Annotated in this window: 20 protein-coding genes; 9 read left to right on the forward strand and 11 right to left on the reverse strand. The window is 43.5% G+C overall.

Translation table 11 applies throughout. The features are described from left to right. Nucleotides 1–16: 16 nt before the first annotated feature. Nucleotides 17–1501 (forward strand): PQQ-dependent sugar dehydrogenase, encoded by a 1485-nt coding sequence (locus FEM55_RS23880; protein ID WP_138283845.1) that lies wholly within the window; start codon nucleotides 17–19, stop codon nucleotides 1499–1501. 4 nt (nucleotides 1502–1505) lie between these two features. Here the strand turns inward: FEM55_RS23880 and FEM55_RS23885 are convergent, their stop codons facing one another. The 4 genes from FEM55_RS23885 to FEM55_RS23900 form a co-directional block, all read right to left on the reverse strand. Further along, entirely contained in the window at nucleotides 1506–1970 is a 465-nt protein-coding gene (locus FEM55_RS23885; RefSeq protein WP_138283846.1) for a hypothetical protein, read from the reverse strand. Further along, the gene (locus FEM55_RS23890) at nucleotides 1939–2421 is read right to left on the reverse strand and encodes a Panacea domain-containing protein (RefSeq protein WP_138283847.1); all 483 of its coding nucleotides are present in this window, start codon (nucleotides 2419–2421) and stop codon (nucleotides 1939–1941) included. Before FEM55_RS23890 ends, FEM55_RS23885 begins: the two co-directional genes overlap by 32 nt. A 127-nt stretch (nucleotides 2422–2548) precedes the next feature. Next, nucleotides 2549–3460 (reverse strand): hypothetical protein, encoded by a 912-nt coding sequence (locus FEM55_RS23895; RefSeq protein ID WP_138283848.1) that lies wholly within the window; start codon nucleotides 3458–3460, stop codon nucleotides 2549–2551. Then, nucleotides 3438–3752 (reverse strand): hypothetical protein, encoded by a 315-nt coding sequence (locus FEM55_RS23900; RefSeq protein WP_138283849.1) that lies wholly within the window; start codon nucleotides 3750–3752, stop codon nucleotides 3438–3440. Before FEM55_RS23900 ends, FEM55_RS23895 begins: the two co-directional genes overlap by 23 nt. A 302-nt stretch (nucleotides 3753–4054) precedes the next feature. On the opposite strand from FEM55_RS23900, the gene FEM55_RS23905 reads away from it, so the two are divergent. Continuing rightward, nucleotides 4055–5329, forward strand: a complete 1275-nt coding sequence (locus FEM55_RS23905; protein ID WP_229209398.1) for a hypothetical protein — start codon at nucleotides 4055–4057, stop codon at nucleotides 5327–5329. A gap of 91 nt (nucleotides 5330–5420) precedes the next feature. Here the strand turns inward: FEM55_RS23905 and FEM55_RS23910 are convergent, their stop codons facing one another. Together FEM55_RS23910 and FEM55_RS23915 are read right to left on the reverse strand one after the other, a co-directional pair. Next, nucleotides 5421–6341 carry a hypothetical protein gene (locus tag FEM55_RS23910; protein ID WP_138283851.1) on the reverse strand — a complete coding sequence of 307 codons (921 nt, stop codon included), beginning with the start codon at nucleotides 6339–6341 and terminating at the stop codon, nucleotides 5421–5423. 1 nt (nucleotide 6342) lies between these two features. Then, nucleotides 6343–7587, reverse strand: a complete 1245-nt coding sequence (locus FEM55_RS23915) for an MBOAT family O-acyltransferase (RefSeq protein ID WP_308420226.1) — start codon at nucleotides 7585–7587, stop codon at nucleotides 6343–6345. 470 nt (nucleotides 7588–8057) lie between these two features. Here FEM55_RS23915 and rpmH point away from each other — a divergent pair, with 470 nt between their 5' ends. From rpmH to FEM55_RS23940, 5 genes are all read left to right on the forward strand, one after another. Next, on the forward strand, nucleotides 8058–8216 hold the full coding sequence (gene rpmH / locus FEM55_RS23920) for a 50S ribosomal protein L34 (RefSeq protein ID WP_015813300.1): 159 nt from the start codon (nucleotides 8058–8060) through the stop codon (nucleotides 8214–8216). Nucleotides 8217–8314: 98 nt separating this feature from the next. Continuing rightward, entirely contained in the window at nucleotides 8315–8728 is a 414-nt protein-coding gene (gene rnpA / locus FEM55_RS23925; protein WP_138283853.1) for a ribonuclease P protein component, read from the forward strand. Between the two features lie 6 nt (nucleotides 8729–8734). Next, complete coding sequence (locus FEM55_RS23930) at nucleotides 8735–10387, forward strand: S41 family peptidase (RefSeq protein ID WP_138283854.1); 1653 nt, start codon at nucleotides 8735–8737, stop codon at nucleotides 10385–10387. A gap of 36 nt (nucleotides 10388–10423) precedes the next feature. Then, entirely contained in the window at nucleotides 10424–11116 is a 693-nt protein-coding gene (gene tsaB / locus FEM55_RS23935) for a tRNA (adenosine(37)-N6)-threonylcarbamoyltransferase complex dimerization subunit type 1 TsaB (RefSeq protein ID WP_138283855.1), read from the forward strand. Nucleotides 11117–11191: 75 nt separating this feature from the next. Then, nucleotides 11192–11725, forward strand: a complete 534-nt coding sequence (locus FEM55_RS23940; protein ID WP_138283856.1) for a DUF2480 family protein — start codon at nucleotides 11192–11194, stop codon at nucleotides 11723–11725. Here the strand turns inward: FEM55_RS23940 and rnhB are convergent. The 4 genes from rnhB to FEM55_RS23960 form a co-directional block, all read right to left on the reverse strand. Beyond that, complete coding sequence (gene rnhB, locus FEM55_RS23945) at nucleotides 11686–12312, reverse strand: ribonuclease HII (RefSeq protein WP_138283857.1); 627 nt, start codon at nucleotides 12310–12312, stop codon at nucleotides 11686–11688. The genes FEM55_RS23940 and rnhB overlap by 40 nt on opposite strands. Beyond that, complete coding sequence (locus FEM55_RS23950; protein ID WP_138283858.1) at nucleotides 12312–13331, reverse strand: vWA domain-containing protein; 1020 nt, start codon at nucleotides 13329–13331, stop codon at nucleotides 12312–12314. Before FEM55_RS23950 ends, rnhB begins: the two co-directional genes overlap by 1 nt. A 6-nt stretch (nucleotides 13332–13337) precedes the next feature. Further along, complete coding sequence (locus tag FEM55_RS23955; protein WP_138283859.1) at nucleotides 13338–14195, reverse strand: hypothetical protein; 858 nt, start codon at nucleotides 14193–14195, stop codon at nucleotides 13338–13340. A 121-nt stretch (nucleotides 14196–14316) separates the two neighbouring features. Then, the gene (locus FEM55_RS23960; protein ID WP_138283860.1) at nucleotides 14317–15201 is read right to left on the reverse strand and encodes a DUF58 domain-containing protein; all 885 of its coding nucleotides are present in this window, start codon (nucleotides 15199–15201) and stop codon (nucleotides 14317–14319) included. 69 nt (nucleotides 15202–15270) lie between these two features. Between FEM55_RS23960 and FEM55_RS23965 the strand changes: the two genes are divergently transcribed. Both FEM55_RS23965 and FEM55_RS23970 read left to right on the forward strand, forming a co-directional pair. After that, complete coding sequence (locus tag FEM55_RS23965) at nucleotides 15271–15645, forward strand: DUF4296 domain-containing protein (RefSeq protein ID WP_229209399.1); 375 nt, start codon at nucleotides 15271–15273, stop codon at nucleotides 15643–15645. Between the two features lie 50 nt (nucleotides 15646–15695). Further along, a complete protein-coding gene (locus FEM55_RS23970) occupies nucleotides 15696–16427 on the forward strand; it encodes a polyprenol monophosphomannose synthase (RefSeq protein WP_138283861.1) in 732 nt (243 codons plus the stop codon). Here the strand turns inward: FEM55_RS23970 and FEM55_RS23975 are convergent. After that, on the reverse strand, nucleotides 16424–17617 hold the full coding sequence (locus tag FEM55_RS23975) for a M20 metallopeptidase family protein (protein ID WP_138283862.1): 1194 nt from the start codon (nucleotides 17615–17617) through the stop codon (nucleotides 16424–16426). The two genes, FEM55_RS23970 and FEM55_RS23975, sit on opposite strands and share 4 nt — an antisense overlap. Between the last annotated feature and the right edge of the window lie 29 nt (nucleotides 17618–17646).

A 17646-nucleotide genomic window follows, 5' to 3' on the forward strand; every position in this document is an offset into this window, starting at 1 on the left:
TTTATCATTCAGAAATATGCTGTTCCCGATTTGCAGTCTGCGTTTTGTTACCATTTGCCTTTCACTGCTTTTGTCCGGCCTGTTTTCTGCCTCGGGGCAAGATGTTGATAAGCAATTTGAGAGAAAAATAATTGCCAAAGGCCTGAGCGATCCGTGGAATATAATTTACGGGCCTGACGATCATTTATGGATCAACGAAGCCAAAGGGTATCGTGTGCTGAAAGTAAATCCGGCCAATGGAAAAATGGATGTGCTGCTTGACCTTAATTCCGAAAAAACCTTTCCGAGATACGACACGCTGAACGATTCCAAAGACGGCAAAAAGCCCTGGCCGCAAGGCGGACTGATGGGTATGGCGCTGCATCCTGCATTACTGAGCGGAAAACCTTATGTTTATCTTGCCTATGTATATGATTTTGAAGGCAAAAAAAGCACAGGTGACGGACATGATCCCAGAGACGGAGGATTTCACTTCAAAACCAAAATCGTCCGTTATACGTACGAAAAAGACAGCAACAAGCTGCATGATGCTTTAACGATCTGCGATTCCATTTCCAGCAGTAACGATCATAACGGCGGCAGGCTCGCCATTTCTTCCATGGATGGAAAAGAATATTTGTTTTATTTAATCGGCGATTTGGGCGCTGGCCAGTTTACCAATGCAGGAAGAGCAAACCATGCGCAGGATTTGCGGTATTATGAAGGCAAAATCCTGCGGTTCAATACAGAGCCGGATAAAAGCGCACAAACGGCTGATCAGTGGATTCCGAAAGACAATCCTTTCCATTCGGGTTCGTCCAATGCCGTATGGAGTCTCGGGCACCGGAATCCGCAGGGACTTGCTACCATGAAAATCAATGGAAAAGAAATCCTTTATTCCTCCGAGCACGGGCCCTTTTCAGATGATGAAATCAATATCATAAAAAAAGGCAGAAATTACGGTCATCCGCTGGTTATCGGCTATGCGGACGGGAATTACAACGGACTTGCGGCCGGCGTTACCGAAAAGGACAGCCTGCCGGGGATCTGGAACACGGCTTATCCGCTGATCGAAAATGAGCAGCTGAATGCCAAGAAGCTGAAAAATTATGAAAATCCTGTAAAGAGCTTTAATGCTACGGAAAACAGCAGATTGAAAGAAGTGCTGGAAGCAAGCCGTTCCGGTGATGAAAAAAAGGCGGAATGGGAATCCGTTGCACCTTCCGGAATTGCTGCCTATACTTCGGATCTTATTCCGGAGTGGAAAAATTCACTGCTGGTTACTTCACTCAAACAAGGCAAACTGATCCGTCTGAAACTGAATGCAGCCGGTGATAAGGTCACGGATGAAAAGGAATACTTTAAAGCGCCGGTCCGCTATCGTGACGTTGCTGTTTCAAGAGACGGCAGAAAGATTTATCTGGTTACAGATAATTCCGCTGTTACATCGGGACCTACGCAGGAAAAACCCAAAGACATTTCAGATCAGGGCGCGATTATTGAATTTACATACGTTCCTTAAATCTTCAAGTCACAGAAGTGGAATCCTTTTCTGGCGTATTCGGGAAAAGGTATTTGGTCACAACCAGAAAAAATGTTGTTATGTTAACTGTCGCCGTCGTTATTAATGTAATTATGACAGTATCGGACAAACTGAATCTGAAATGAATGTATTTTACACCTGTACGCAGCAGCGGGTCCAGAAAATTATAGCAGTAAACTTCTCCCAGTCCGTTCAGCCAGACAATAATGACAACGGTAATCAGCCAGACCGAAACCATCCAGAAAATATATCCGGCGTACTTTTTTCTTTCCCGTATGTTTTGAGAAAGCCCTTCAAGGCTTACTTGCTGGAGTAAAGTAAGAAAAGTTTTTTCACTGATATCCTGCTCGGTGGACTCAGGCGATGCGGAAGTTACCCAGTTTCGCAGGGTGTTCCTGTCAATGGGATTCGGAGTATTAGCCTGCGGTTGATCGGATTTGCTGCTCAAAGTAATTTTTAATCAAGTTGTCGTCAATTACACCGTTCTCACCAATATTCCTGTAAGTAATCGCCCAGGGCGAATCGGGCGAATGAGACCAGTTTGAAAGGGTTATTGCATCCACGTCTTTTGTAATTTCCCAGGTGTTGTTAATGGCTTCCAGGGCTGATTCAGAAAGTTCGGAAAAGTATTCAAGCGGCTTTGAATTGACCAGAATGGAAGTTCTTTCGATAATCGGAGCATTGCCCCATTGCTTGTATAACTGATAGATGGTCGGAACAACCGGGCCGAACTTCCATGCCAGGAATTTTTCCCGGATCAGCGGATTTCCGTTATTAATGGCCAGATGAAGACCATGTGCAAAAAAAACCATTTTCTGCAACTTCATCTGCGTTACAGGATTGCTTTCCTTTATACCCAAATTAACAAACTGTCCGGCAATGAGTACGGATGAATACATAACTGAATCTTAAATCAAAAATACTTTATTACATGCAATGTACACAGTATCAACAGAAACTAATGTTCGTACAACCAAAAAGTTTACACCTCTTTTGATTGGTCTGTTTGCTTGTATATAAGTAATGTTATAAAAACTGAAGAAAAGTTGTGCCAAACTTGATTGTGACCATTCCACCGTATTCTACTTTGTTAAAATGATCGTCTCCTTTGATCCGGATGCCCAGAAACGGCGTTACACCGATCTTTACGTTTGAATTATCCGAAAGTAAGGGATAAAAGAAAACCCAGCTTTCAAGTCTCAGCCGGTTGAGGTTACCAAAAGGATTATCGGAATCACTCTTTCCCGTAAAATCATAATACACGGCCGGCGAATAACTGAAACTGCCTTTTCCTGGATAAATTTGCAGGGAAAACGCCGGAGAAAATAGCGAGGCAACGCCGGGCGGATCAATAATCATATCTGAAACGGTAACAACGCCATTGTTGTTTGCAGGATTTACAACGCCCGTTTCGCCGGCTGCCGTCCAGTCATGCGCGTAACGCAGCCGGAACTGCGGCGAAAGCTGCGTGGCACCCGAAGAACCCGCTGAAAAGAAACCGACATATTTCAGTTCCAGATCGTAAGATGTTTTGCCTGTTTTCTGCTGACTTTCCGAATTTCCAAGCGGATAATATTTAAAGCCGGTGTATCCGTATTCTATTTGTCCTCCGAAAGAATGCCTGGAAATATGGCCCGATTCCTGCGTATTGTCCCTGGTAAACTGAACGGCCATAATCGCTCTCCATTCCGAAGTAAACCGGTCAATCTGAAGAAGATTTTGTGCTTCATCCGTCAGCGGAAGCCGGATGGACGGCCTCAGCATAAAGGTTTTCCCTTTTTCCGGTTTTTGCCAGTTCAGTTCAGGCCCGGCTTCGATCAGACCGTTTCTGATTGAAGTCATTCCGTTGATATAAGGCAGCAACCTGAATTTTGCCTCTTGTGCAAAACTTATAAACGGAAACAGGAAAACAAGACTAAAGAAGAATTTCTGTTTCATAATAACCTCCCTGTAATTTCAGTGTAAGACTTTGATCGTCTGCTGTTCCGGGCAAATCAAGGCCGATTGTAAAAGATGCATTGTCAATACCGATCACCCTGACTTTAATTCTGACCTGCGCATCCGGAATTTTGCCTGCCCACGTTTTCTTGTCTGTCCCATCAGACTGGATTACTTTGACACCATTAATGAAAGCATAGAACAACGTTATGCCGCCGCTCACCGGTTCAAGCGTCAGGGTGAAGTCACGGTTTGTATTTTGGGATAACAATAGTGCTTTTTTTTTAGCCATTCCGGTCAAATTTAGATGAGCATTATAATTTTATAAGCATTACAAGATAGTAATATGACCGGTAAAAAACTCCCTTAAACCGTTAAATTAAAGCCTTGCTGTGTTTTGGATTAATGTCATAGGTTTGAAGACATCTTTACCATCTTACATTAAGGATAACCGTGAACCAAATTACTTGGCTTGAAAATCGAAACAACAGATACAGATTGTTGATCGCAGCCTTTGCACTTCTGATATTCCCCTTTGTTGCTGTTTCTTTTTTCAATTTCCCAACTACCGATGATTATTGCCATACGTTGGCTGTGAATAACTTAGGTTACTGGAAATATCAGGAACATTACTGGAAAACCTGGTCCGGGAGATATGTCGGAACACTTATTTCGTCTACCCAGCCACTTGCCTATGGCTCGTATTCCGGATATAAAATCGCTCCAATAGTCCTGCTTTTTATTTACGTACATGCCTTTATCTACTTCGTAAGAGGGTTTACACTGGACAAGTTTGAAAAATGGGAAACTGCATTGTTCGCCTTCTTACTGCTTTTTGCAATGATCACTGAAATGCCAAGTGTTGCAGGATATTTTTATTGGTATACAGGCTATTATTATACACTTGCCGACATTGGTACACTTTACCTGCTAGGCTATCTTTTCCGGAATCTTAATGATTTTTCATGGCGCAAAATTATTATTATATGTTTAGGAATGATCCTCTTAATCGGAATGAATGAGTATACGCTTTTATGGCTTGTTTGTATCACCGGTGCTGTATTCTTTTTCAATAGTATCAATCTGAAACGCTTCCTTGCCAAAGAATTCATCCTGAGCCTCGTTGCTTTGGTATTCGGCGTGCTGTCGGTTACAGCCCCTGGAAATAACGCACGGGCAGAATCCGGACTTTACCCGACAGCATTGAAATACAATCTGATTTTTTCTGCAAAAAGCAGTTTGCTTTGGGCGGTGCACAACTTTTCACAAATGGCGCCCACATTGTATGTGCTTACACTCGTGCTTATTCCTTTTGCCGCTCGTTTGTACAACTTACGCCGCCCGGAAGAGTTCAGGTTTTTTGATATGCATCCTGCAATTTCAATACTTGTTTTTATGGCCAGTCTTTGGCTGACTTATTTTCCATCTTACTGGTCCATAGCAGAGCCGCCAAATTTGCGTGGTCAGTGTGTTATCAATTTCTGGACATTGATCGGATGGACTTATAATGTATTTATTCTGGCTTTTTGGCTTTCAAAAAAGGGGCTGATGACACTGCCTACTCGGATGGGCATCCTGCAATGGGTTGTCGGTCTGTATTTTTTAACCTCCTATTTCAGCAACTTCAATTTCAGATCGGCATGGTCGGATCTTATCACGGGCAGAGCATCGCGCTATAACAAGGAAATGATCGCCAGAACACAATTGGTAGAGAATACAAAGGAACAACAAGTATATGTGCCAAAACTTCAGAACGTTCCTTATACCATTCTGATAGTATCGGAAAAATTTGACCCTGCATGGGCTTCTGTAGAAGTAAATAACGGCTGCGCAGAGTGGTATTTCAAGAAAAAGTTCTTTTATAAATGATCGATGACGGCCTGTATCTTAAAATTTGTTACGCATTTACTTGATGTAAGCTTAATTCAAGATGCCCGGTAGCGTTTTGCCTTGATTCAGCTTATAACAGCCTTCCAGCTTTTAAATGTTTGGCCACTTGGGCAGCAGCCTGAGAATGCCCGTAACAATTCCAATGATGGTCATAGACGAATGTCCATTCTTTATCTTTGTCCGAATTTAAAGCAATTGTTTTGAAGCCGGTCTTGAAAACTTGAGCTTTTAATGCCTTAGATACCGAAGGATGGAAGATGATAACTTTGTTTGACAATTGATAATGCTCTTTCACATATGCTAACAACTGGCTAGTATAACGCTCCTTCTGATCTGATTTGGTAGTTGGGATTTTATTCTTGTCAGATCTGCCAGGAACAAGGATCTTACTGGACCCAAAGCGATTGTAAAGATAGTAGGCGAACTTGCAACTGTAAAGAATCTTTTTCAGACCTGGCATCTTCATTACTGCCGGAACCATTTTCCCTTGTTCCAAATCTACCTGCATGATGTCAGAATGACGATTGAGATTACTGATACTTTCGGTAAAATCCTCATTGTTTACATAAATCAAGTGCAGCTTTACATGCAGTGAATCCAGTTCATCTGCAATTTCCAGCGCCTCGATAAAAGACACTCCTGACCGTCCTGCTTCTAAAAATTTCACCTGCGGAAAATGATTCTTTAGAAGTGCATCCTGATGACAGTTTTCAGGATTCATAAAATTTTCAATAAATGAGTCGCCAATGATTGTCACAAGACTGTCATTGCTATCAACAAATTTTCCGGCCCACCCTAATTTGTTAATATGCCATTGATGGCTGCCTCCTTTCCAGTATCCGGTTTGCTCCGGGACGTATTTCTGAATACCATGACTATCCAGATATCGCTGAGGAATGTCACTGTTTAAATGCCATACCCTTGCAATTATTTCGCCCAGAATACAGCCAACAAGTACAATGAAAAGAATTTTTGCTAAAAAGATTTTCATTTCAGAATTGAAAATAAATGAACTGTTGCTGGTCACCGGCAAACACAAACAAAGCAATCACAATAAGGTAATAGAACGCATATTTGATAATGCGAGGCCATTTATAGCCAAGTCTGGCAATTGCATAAGGCTCCTCTCTGCCAAGCCATTCAATGCAGATAAAAACAGCAATTAATGTGAGCAGATATCCCGGCTTTATTTGCGGGACGGTAAACAGGCTAGTTGAGAAAATGCCGCCGATGTATGAGATTGCATGGTTGATGCTCTCGGCTCGAAAAATGATCCAGGCGAATGTAGTAATGATAAATGTGGTTACGATTCTAAAAAAATCTCCGAGAGATGGCAAAACTTGTCCTTTTGCTACAATTTCTATGTGATTACGATTATTATTCGAAAGTAATAGCGGAAGAAAGAAAATTGCATTCAGGCCACCCCAGGCTATAAAAGTCCAGTTGGCACCATGCCAAAACCCGCTTAACAGAAAAATGATAAAGGTATTTCTCACTTGTAAGCCCAGACTTCCTCTGCTCCCGCCCAGTGGGAAGTAGACATAATCGCGGAACCAGGAAGAAAGAGAAATATGCCAGCGTCTCCAAAATTCAGCTATATCGCGAGAAAAATAAGGATAGGCGAAATTACGGAGCAGTTCAATTCCAAGCAGCCTTGCGGTACCCAGCGCCATGTCTGAATACCCGGAAAAGTCTCCATAAATTTGCATTGAAAATAGAAAAGCTCCCAGTAGCAATGTACTTCCTGAGTAAGTATCGGAATGATCAAAGATCAGGTTTACATATTCGGCACAATTGTCAGCGATTACAACTTTCTTGAAGAGTCCCCAAAGAACCTGCCGCAATCCATCCATTGCCTGATTGTAATCAAATTTTCTTTTTCGCTGGATTTGGGGTAAAAGATGCGTAGCCCGTTCAATAGGACCTGCTACCAACAACGGGAAAAAGCTTACAAATACAGCATAATCTATAAAATTCCTTTCAGGCTTTATTCTTTCTTTATATATGTCAATTACATATGACAGCCCGTGAAAAGTATAGAAGGATATTCCAACGGGAAGAACGAGATTTAAAAAGGCAGGAGTTACATTGAAGTTCAGCCCGGATAGTACTGTCGCGAATGAATCGGCAAAGAAATTATAGTATTTGAGAACGCCTAAAAAGGAAAGATTCACGGACACACTGACGATGAGCCAAATTTTTTTTGTTGATACTTTGGTAGCCTGTCCGATATACAACCCGGTGAAATAATCAAGGCCGATAGAGAACAGCAGCAGAAACAGAAAACGGTAATCCCAGCATCCATAGAAGTATAGGCTGGCTATCAATAATATCAGATTCTGAAAAATCAGGCTTTTCCTGCTAGCAAACCAATAAATTACAAACACTACCGGAAAGAACAGAGCAAAGCTTGGAGAGTTGAAAAGCATAAGGTTGTAAGTACATATTACTCGTTACTATGTTACCAAACAAACTTACAGCAACCAATTCGCAAGTATAGGAGTTAAATGTCAGGTGATTATCTTGCGGTAAATACCACTTTTCTGGCGGGTCACCTCATTATTTTACGGTTTTTGAAATTACATAACTTCACGCAGGCAGAAGCATAATTTTTTAACATTGTTGACTTTTCAGTTTTCTTTATTTACCTTTGCAAGCCCAAATTACGGGTAGACAGAGATTTATAGCGCAATAATTTGATAATGAGATGAAACGTACCTTTCAACCATCGAATCGCAAGAGGAGAAACAAGCACGGATTCCGTGAAAGAATGTCCACTGCAAACGGGCGTAAAGTAGTTGCCGGCCGTCGCAAGAAAGGCCGTTGGAAACTAACGGTATCAGACGAAAAACGTCATAAGCAATAATCAAAGGCTTGAAAGTTGAGTAGAGGACGTCAGTCTTTCATATGTCTGCCAGGTTCGGTATTCTAAACTTGGCAGACACTTTTTTCTTCTACAGGAACTTGAAACAAACATTTGGTAAAAATGAACGCTTATGCAGCCACCGTGTAATCGGGCGGCTTTTTAAGAGAGGTAGTTCGGAGGTCCACACGTTCTACCTTTTTCCTTTCAGGGTACTGTATATTTATGATCCGCAGGCCCCTCCTCTTCCCCAGGTTTTATTTTCTGTTTCTAAAAAACAGTTTAAAAAAGCCGTTGACCGCAACCTGATCCGCCGCCGCTGCAAGGAATCTTACCGGCTCAACAAAGAATCGTTGCTTACATTCTCCACGGAATCAAGACCTTCCTACATTGCTTTTTTGTATCTTGCAAAAGAAATAACTTCTTACGACGTTATTGAAACGGCCATGAAGCAAACGCTCAAACGACTTGAAAAGCTGCCTCCTGCCATTCAGAAAAATCAATCCAATTCCTGAACATAGATGAAAAAGTATCTTCGCTCTTTCTGGCTGGCAATTCCTGTAGTTGCAGGCCTGACTTTTGTTTCTTTCCGGCAGGATGACCGCTTATTTGAAATAGCGCGTAACCTTGATATCTACGCTACGCTGTTCAAAGAACTGAATGCCTATTACGTGGACGAGATCAATCCGAACCAGCTGATCAAAACCAGCATTGACGATATGCTCCGTTCGCTTGATCCTTATACCGTCTATTACGCCGAAGATGATATTGAGGATTACATGACGATGACAACCGGAAAATATAACGGCATTGGTGCGATTGTCAGTTCCATTGACAAAAAGCATACGGTCATGATGGTTTATGAAGACACGCCTGCACAAAAGGCCGGATTACAGCTCGGTGATGAAATTATTAAAATCAATGGCATTGATCTTTCAACAAGAGAAGATTTTGATACCGGAAAACTGCTGAAAGGCCAGACCCAAACCGGCGTTACACTGACTGTAAAACGTTACGGCACTCCGAAACCGCTGGAAATTTCATTGAACCGGGATATTGTGAAAGTAACCAATGTTCCGTATTATGGCATGATCAGTGAAGATGTCGGTTACATTGATTTAAAAGATTTTACCGCAACAGCTTCCCGTGAAGTCCGGAATGCATTTCAGGAACTGAAAGGAAAAGGCATGAAGCACGTTGTGCTTGACCTGCGCGATAATCCGGGCGGATTGCTGAACATGGCCATTGAAATTTCCAATATATTTATTCCTAAAGGTCAGGAAATCGTTTCCACAAAAGGAAAAGTAAGCGAATGGAACAAAACCTACACCGCTTACAATCCGGCTCTTGATACCGAAATTCCGGTTGTGGTGCTGACAAATAACCGGAGCGCTTCTGCGGCGGAAATCGTTTCAGGCGTTATTCAAGATTATGACCGGGGCGTGCTGATCGGACAGAGAACGTATGGAAAAGGGCTTGTGCAGACCACACGGGATCTTTCTTTCAATACCAAAATGAAAATCACAACGGCCAAATATTACATTCCAAGCGGAAGATGTATTCAGGCTATTGATTACAGCCACCGGAATGATGACGGAAGCGTTGGTAAAATTGCCGATTCGCTGATGACAGAGTTCAAAACCACGAACGGCCGGTCTGTTTTCGACGGCGGCGGTATTTTGCCGGATATTCTTACCGAAAAAGAAACCTATTCTCCGCTGGCCACATCATTGGGACGCAATCGCCTTTTCTTTGATTATGCAGTAAAATACCATTTTGAACACCCGACGATCAAGCCCGCAAAAGAATTCCATTTGTCCGATGCTGATTATACAGCTTTTGTAAAATGGCTGGGCGACAAAGAATACGACTACACTACGCAGGTGGAACGCGATATGAATGATCTTGAAGCTTCTGCAAAGAAAGAAAAGTCCTTTGAAGTAATCGAAGATCAGCTTAAAGCGCTAAAATCCAAGCTTTCTCACAGCAAAGACAACGATCTTCAGATTTTCAAGCCGGAGATTAAAAAAGTGCTTGAGGAAGAAGTCATCAAGCATTATTATCTGGAAAAAGGCATGCGGGAAGCTTCCTTCAATGAAGATCCGGAAGTTAAAGCTGCACTTGCATTGTTCAAAGATCCGGCCCGTTACAACCAGCTTCTCAAAAAGAAATAATTCCGGCCCGTCTGCAAAGGCGGGCTTCTCTTTTTTATGCTCTTACTAAGTATTGATACTTCTATCCGCGGCTGTTCCGTGGCTGTTCATGAAAATTCAGGATTGTTGGCGAGTTATGATCTCAATACAGACAAGTCGTCTTCATCCATACTTACAACGCTTATTAAAAGTGCCGTTGAACACAGCGGTTACGATTTGGCGGATCTGGATGCAGTTGCCATTGCCAAAGGTCCGGGTTCCTACACAGGCTTGCGCGTTGGCGTTTCCACGGCAAAAGGTCTCTGTTATGCACTGGACAAACCTTTGATTGCCATTAACACGTTGCAAGCCATGGCTTTGCAAGTCGCACCTTTTTATGCCGGACATTTGCTCTGCCCAATGATTGATGCGCGCCGGATGGAAGTTTATGCTGCCGTGTTTGATGATCAGAATAATTTTGTATGGCCAACGCAAGCTGTTATTATGAACGATGCATCTTTTCAGGATTTGTTAACAGATCATAAAGTAGTGTTTTTTGGCGACGGTGCTGCCAAATGCAAGCCGCTGTTGCTGGAACATCCGAATGCGATTTTTCCGGAAATGGAAATCCGGCCTTCTGCCATTACCATTGGGAAATTGGCTGTTCAGGCTTTTGAAACTAATCAGTTTGAAGACGTAGCTGCTTTTGAACCGTATTATCTGAAAGATTTCATGTCGCCTCCACCCAAAAAGGCGAACCTGACAGTGTAATTCTCAATTCTGCATTCAGCAAGCAAACAAACTCTTCTTTTTTGTTGTTACTGATTTACTAATTTATCGTGTAAAATGGAAACTCAGGAAATTGTAAACCGCGTTGCCGTCAGTGGCATTGTTTCACTGGACTTGGAAGAACTGTATCATCCGGGCGAACGCATTCTTTATGATATAAAAGATAATCTGTGGCAGGGAATGATCCTGCGGGAAAAAGATTTCCGCGAATTTCTGAAATCGCATGACTGGGTTCAGTATCAGGGAAAAAATGTGGCCATCATCTGTTCAGAAGATGCGATTGTGCCAACCTGGGCGTATATGCTGCTTGCCGTTCAGCTGGAACCTTATGCCAATGCCGTCGTTTTCGGCGACCTGGATGCGCTGGAAAGCAAATTGTTTACAGATGCGATCCATAAACTGAATCCTGAGGAATTTACGGGAAAACGCGTGGTTGTAAAAGGTTGCAGTAAAGTACCGGTTCCCGTTTCCGCATATGTTGAAGTAAGCCGTTTGCTGAAACCGGTTGTTCAGAGCCTGATGTTCGGCGAGCCATGCAGTACGGTTCCGATTTACAAAAAGCCCAGATCTTCCGCTTCTTCCACTGACTGATTTTCTTCTGTTTTGAACAGCTTAAAGGTCATTCTGTGATAAGAGCAAGGACCATGCAGGCTCAGTGCTTTTCTATGATGGATTGTAGGATAACCGACGTTGGTTTCCCAGCCGTAATGCGGAAACTGATTTGCGAGACTGCACATAAGCTCATCACGGTAATTTTTGGCCAGTACCGAAGCTGCTGCAATGGAAAGGTAATGCGCATCGCCTTTGATAATACAAGTATGCGGAATCAGCGGATACGGCGTAAAACGGTTTCCGTCCACAAGCAAATGCTCCGGTTTCAGATGCAGCTTGTCAACGGCACGGTGCATGGCCAGAAAGCTGGCTTTCAGAATGTTGATCTTATCTATTTCAAAATTGTCAACTTCGGCAACGGCATAGGAAAGTGCTTCCCGGATGATTTCTTTTTCAAGTTCCATACGCTGCCATTTTGTAAGTTGCTTGGAATCGTTCAGATAGGAATGCGAGTAATCTTTGGGCAAAATTACTGCTGCCGCCACAACTGGTCCGGCCAGACAACCGCGGCCCACTTCATCCAGCCCGGCTTCGATGACATTCATGTTATAGTAAGCTTTCAGCATCAGTCTTCCAGAATATTCGTCATAAATGTACTTTTTGTTCCCAGCGCCACCAGCAGGAACAATACGGCCCAGTAAAGATAAATCCGGTAAAAGTCGCTGATATCGCGGGATACAACGTTTCTGGCTTTTACTTTTTCGAGCTGGTCAATTTGTTTAAACACCGTTTCAAGCGCCGTATTATCCGTTGCCCTGAAATATTTCCCGTTTCCCAGGCCGGCAATGTTTTTCAGCTCACTTTCATCAACGAATGCATTTGAAATATTGGTACTGTCCTGCCGCGCTGCTTTTTTAGGCCGCCCGACGGAAATGGTATAAACTTTCACACCGAACGCATTGGCCAGTTGTGCCGAAGTTGCCGGGCCGAGATTGCCGGAAGTATTGTCTCCGTCGCTGATCAGAATGGCCACTTTACTTTCACCCTGCGTATCTCTCATCCGGTTTACAGCCACGGCCAGCGCACTTCCGATGGCCGTTCCCGGAGTCGGGATCATGTCCGGTTTGATCTCGTCCAGAAAACCGTATAATAATTCATAGTCCGTTGTAAGCGGACAAAGCGAAACGGCTTCGCCTGCGAAAATAATAAGCCCGATCCGATCTTGAAGACGTCCTTTTATAAACTGCCTCGCAACGGTTTTTGCCGCTTCCAGCCGGTTCGGGCTCAGGTCTTTTTCCATCATGGAATCCGAAATATCCAGCAACAGCATAATATCAATTCCTTCCGAATACTGGTCTGTACGTTCTGAAATGATCTGCGGGCGAGCCAGGCAAACGAGTATCAGACTAATGGCCAATGCAACACAAACCGGCTGGATCAAACGCAGAAGTGTAAGCCAGTCCCTGAAACCTTTTACGGGATTATAGGTTATGACAAGTTTCTGCTTGTGTTTCCGGTACAATGCATCGCGCAGCCAGAAAAGTAAAGGCACAAACGGCAGCAGGTACAAAAAGTAAGGATAAACCCATTCAAAGGAATTCAGAACATCATACCGGAACCATTTCAATGAATACCATTCTTCCATAAAAAACTATATTACCGGGCTGTCCAAAATAAATCTTCTTTTATTCTGATAATTCCGCGTGGCTCCGGCTTTGAGAACTTCCAGATACGTATGCATATTTTTGGAAATAACCTGACCGTAAATAATGCCGTCCATGTTTTTCAATGCTTCTGCAAGTGCTTCGTCGGGCATGTTGTCAACGATTTCACGTGTTGTATACGTTGCAAAAGGCTTTTTTTCCAGTCTTTCAAGATAATTTTTCCAGACGATAATGGCCTTTTCCGCATCTTTGATATTGTTTTTTTCACGTGCATTGCGCATCAGCCTGTTAAATGACCGCAGATATTCCAGATGCCGGCGCTGCAATTTTATAAGCTGCCATTGCTTGTAAATATCCTGTCCGAAAACCCAGTAAATGCTTCCGATAAACCCGATGATCAGCGCTACGCTTCCGATGAGTACAGAAAAATTAAACTGGCTGCTGAGCGGCAACAAGCCTGTTTCGGCCACAAGAACCGGCTTTTCTGTTTTCTCAAATACATTGCTTCGGATCAGAAAAAGGGAGTCCGGTTCGGTAAATACAGCCGTACAGTCTTTTTTATTGAAAATATAAACCGGCATCCGCAGCGACTGCACATTGGAAACATCAAATGAAACCAGATGATAAACGGCGCTGTCCAGCGTTCCTTTTTCATTGGTACTGGAAACAAAACTGGTTTTTGATATTATTTCAAAGGGGGAAAAGTTAAAGGAAGTATCCGGAAAAAAAACTTCGGTATTGGGTTTATGGCGTATGCTCAGCGAAAAATAAACCGGTTTTCCTACTTCCACGCTGTCGGTCAGAAAAATCCCCGACGGCTTCTGGCCGTAGCTGGCAAGCTGCATGACAAGAAGAAAAATAAGGATCCGGCAAATCGTTAAGTTTTGTTCCGGCAAAAACCATTTCCGGATTACCGATTTTAAATAAATCCGGAACTTCAAAAATTCCTTTATAACCATTGAATAACTATTGTGCAGCATTTTTGGTATAACGCCTCACCTTGAATAAATGGATAAGCGCGGGAACATAATCTTCCTGCGTGTTGATGGAAATATAATCCGCGCGGTTCTGATGACAGAGTTTCTGCAGTTCCGCACTTCTTTTACCAAACCGGCTTGCCATTTCCTGACGGTATTGCCGGGAAGAAGTATTTACCCAGACCGTACTTTGCCTTTCTGCGTCATAAAGCGGAATAATACCCAGTCCTGGCAAATTCACTTCACGCGTATCGTACAAATGAATGACAATCAGGTCATGTTTGCGCGCCAGCGCTTTGAGGTTATGCTGATAATCATTGTCGATAAAATCCGAGATCAGAAAAATCAGGCTGCGGCGTTTCAGAACGTTCAGCGCAACCAGAATGGCTTCTGCAATATTGGTTCTTGTTGACTCCGGAACCAGTTTATACAATTCAGAAATGACGCTGTAACCATGTTTCATGCCGTCGGAAGGCCGGATGTAACGTTCGTTGCGATCCGAAAAACACAACAAACCCACTCTGGAAGCTTCCTGAATGGCCGACAAAGTCAGTACGCCGCAGATTTCCTTTGCAATATCGATTTTAAGTCTTTTCAGCTCACCGACCTGCTGCGATGCACTTACATCCAGCATAAAAAACGCAGTCTGCTCTTTATCTTCCTTAAATATCTTAATGAACGTTCCGTGTCCTTTTGCGGAAGTATTCCAGTCAATAGCCCGGACGTCATCGCCGTACTGATAAAGACGCAGATCATCAAATTCAAGGCCCGATCCTTTAAAGACAGAATGAAAGTTGCCGTGACGTTCGCTGGTCACCGCTTTTCGCATACGTATTTCGTACTTTCTGAGCTTTCCCAGGAATTGTTCAAACATAAGTTTTGCAAAAAAATTATCACCTTTGTCATCCGGTGCATCTAAACAAAGATAGGCATTTTGAGAGTTATGAAGTCTCCGACCATGAATTTCACAAACAGATTAATCCTTTTTCTGATCACCGGCATGCTGCTTTCCGGCTGTGTGGATGATGAAAAGCCGCCGAAAAATACACTTTCGGAAGAACAGATGGCAACTATTCTCACAGATATTCACCTGGCCGAGTCCAGGGTTAACCGTTTGCAGCTAAGGTCGCTGGATTCGTCTATCATGATTTTCAACAAGCTGAAAAACGATATCTGGAAAAAACATAAAGTGGACACCGTTGCTTACCGGAACAGCTATTCTTATTATATGACGCATCCGCAGCAGATGACACGCATTTATGAAAAAGTAAACAGGAAAATTACGCTTCGCGAGAAAAATAATAATATCAAGTTTTAAACAGTTATTAATTCCCTATACCACACATTAACATTCAAATCCAACCTGTTGTGAACAAAAGCATTGTAGTAATCCCTACCTACAACGAAATTGAAAATATTGAAGCCATTATACGCAAAGTATTAAGCTTGAATTACCCCTTTGATGTACTGATTATCGACGACGGATCGCCGGACGGTACCGCTGCCGTTGTGAAGGAATTACTTAAAGAATTTGAAGAATCCTTGCACCTTGTGGAAAGAAAAGGCAAGCTGGGCCTTGGGACCGCCTATATTCATGGATTTAAATGGGCTCTGGAACGAGGATATGAATACGTCTTTGAAATGGATGCCGACTTTTCGCATCCGCCTGAAGATCTGATGCGCCTGCATGATGCCTGCGCAGTCGATGGTCATGATGTTGCAATCGGATCGCGCTATATTACGGGTGTAAATGTTGTAAACTGGCCGATCAACCGTGTTCTGATGTCGTATTTTGCCGGATATTACGTAAGGATGATCACCGGCATGCGCATTATGGACCCGACTGCGGGTTTTATCTGCTACACGAGCAAGGTTTTAAGAACCATTAATCTGAACAACATCCGGTTTATAGGCTATGCATTTCAGATCGAGATGAAATTCAATTCCTGGAAGTATGGCTTCAACATTGTGGAAGTTCCCATTATTTTCACAGACCGTACAAAAGGAGCTTCCAAAATGTCGCGCGGAATCTTTAAAGAGGCAATCTTCGGCGTTATCAGCCTGAAAATCGAAAGTTTGTTCAAACGTTACATTCCTTAAAAACCAAGTTCGGAAACAGCCAGCCAGCTCATTAATCCGGTTGAAATTTCCAGTGCACTTTCATCAATATCAAAAGTGGGCGTATGTACGCCGGAAATAATTCCTCTGGCTTCATTGCGCGTTCCAAGCCTGTAAAAGCAGGAATCGACAACCTGGGAGTAAAATGCAAAATCTTCCCCGGCCATCCAGAGATCAAGGTCAACAACGTTTTCGGTGCCCATGTATTCCGTCGCTGCCGTTCGGATGCGTTGGGTAAGTGCCGGATGGTTTTTCAGGAAAGGATACCCTTTTACAATATCAAATACGCAGCTTCCGCCCATGGATTCGGCAATTCCTTCGGCCAGCTTTTTCATCTTCCGCAAGCCGTCTTCGCGCCATTCTTCATCCATGCAGCGCCACGTTCCCTGAATCGTTACTTCATTGGGGATCACATTGGTGACACCGTCGGCAATAAAGCGCCCGAATGAAAGTACCGCCGGATTGGCGGGATTGCGGTTGCGGCTGATGATCTGCTGCAATGCGACAATAATATGCGAAGCCATCAGAACAGGATCCACAAGCTGATGCGGTGCCGCTGCATGCCCGCCTTTTCCTTTCACGGTAAGATACAGTTCGTCCGTACTGGCCATGTACATGCCTTCGCGAAAGCCGATTTTACCAACCGGAATGTTGGGTGCCACATGCTGCCCGATCATACTGGCAGGCTTCGGGTTTTCCAGAACGCCTTCCTTGATCATCAGCGAAGCGCCGCCGGGAGCCTTTTCCTCGGCCGGCTGAAAAACTAGCTTTACCGTTCCTTCAAATTCATCTTTAAGCAAGTTTAATATTCTCGCCGTTCCGAGCAATGACGAGGTATGTACGTCGTGTCCGCAGGCATGCATAACACCCGGAACTGTGGATTTGTATGGCACCTCGTTGGCTTCCAGAATAGGCAGCGCATCCATGTCCGCGCGCAGGGCAATAATCCTTTTTTCCGGGTTACGGCCTTCAATGAGCGTGACAACTCCGGTTCCGGCAACGCCTTCATGCGGCTGCAAACCCATTGCAGTAAGTTCCTTAGCAACATATACCGCCGTTTTGAATTCTTCAAAAGATAATTCCGGATTGCTGTGCAGGTGACGGCGGTGCGCAATAATATCCTGCGCCTGATCTTTTGCAATGGCTTTTATTTTTTCCTGAAGCTGTGACATACTGAATAAAATCTTTTCTGACAGAATGG

Source organism: Dyadobacter sediminis (assembly GCF_005860765.1).
GTDB lineage: Bacteria > Bacteroidota > Bacteroidia > Cytophagales > Spirosomataceae > Dyadobacter > Dyadobacter sediminis.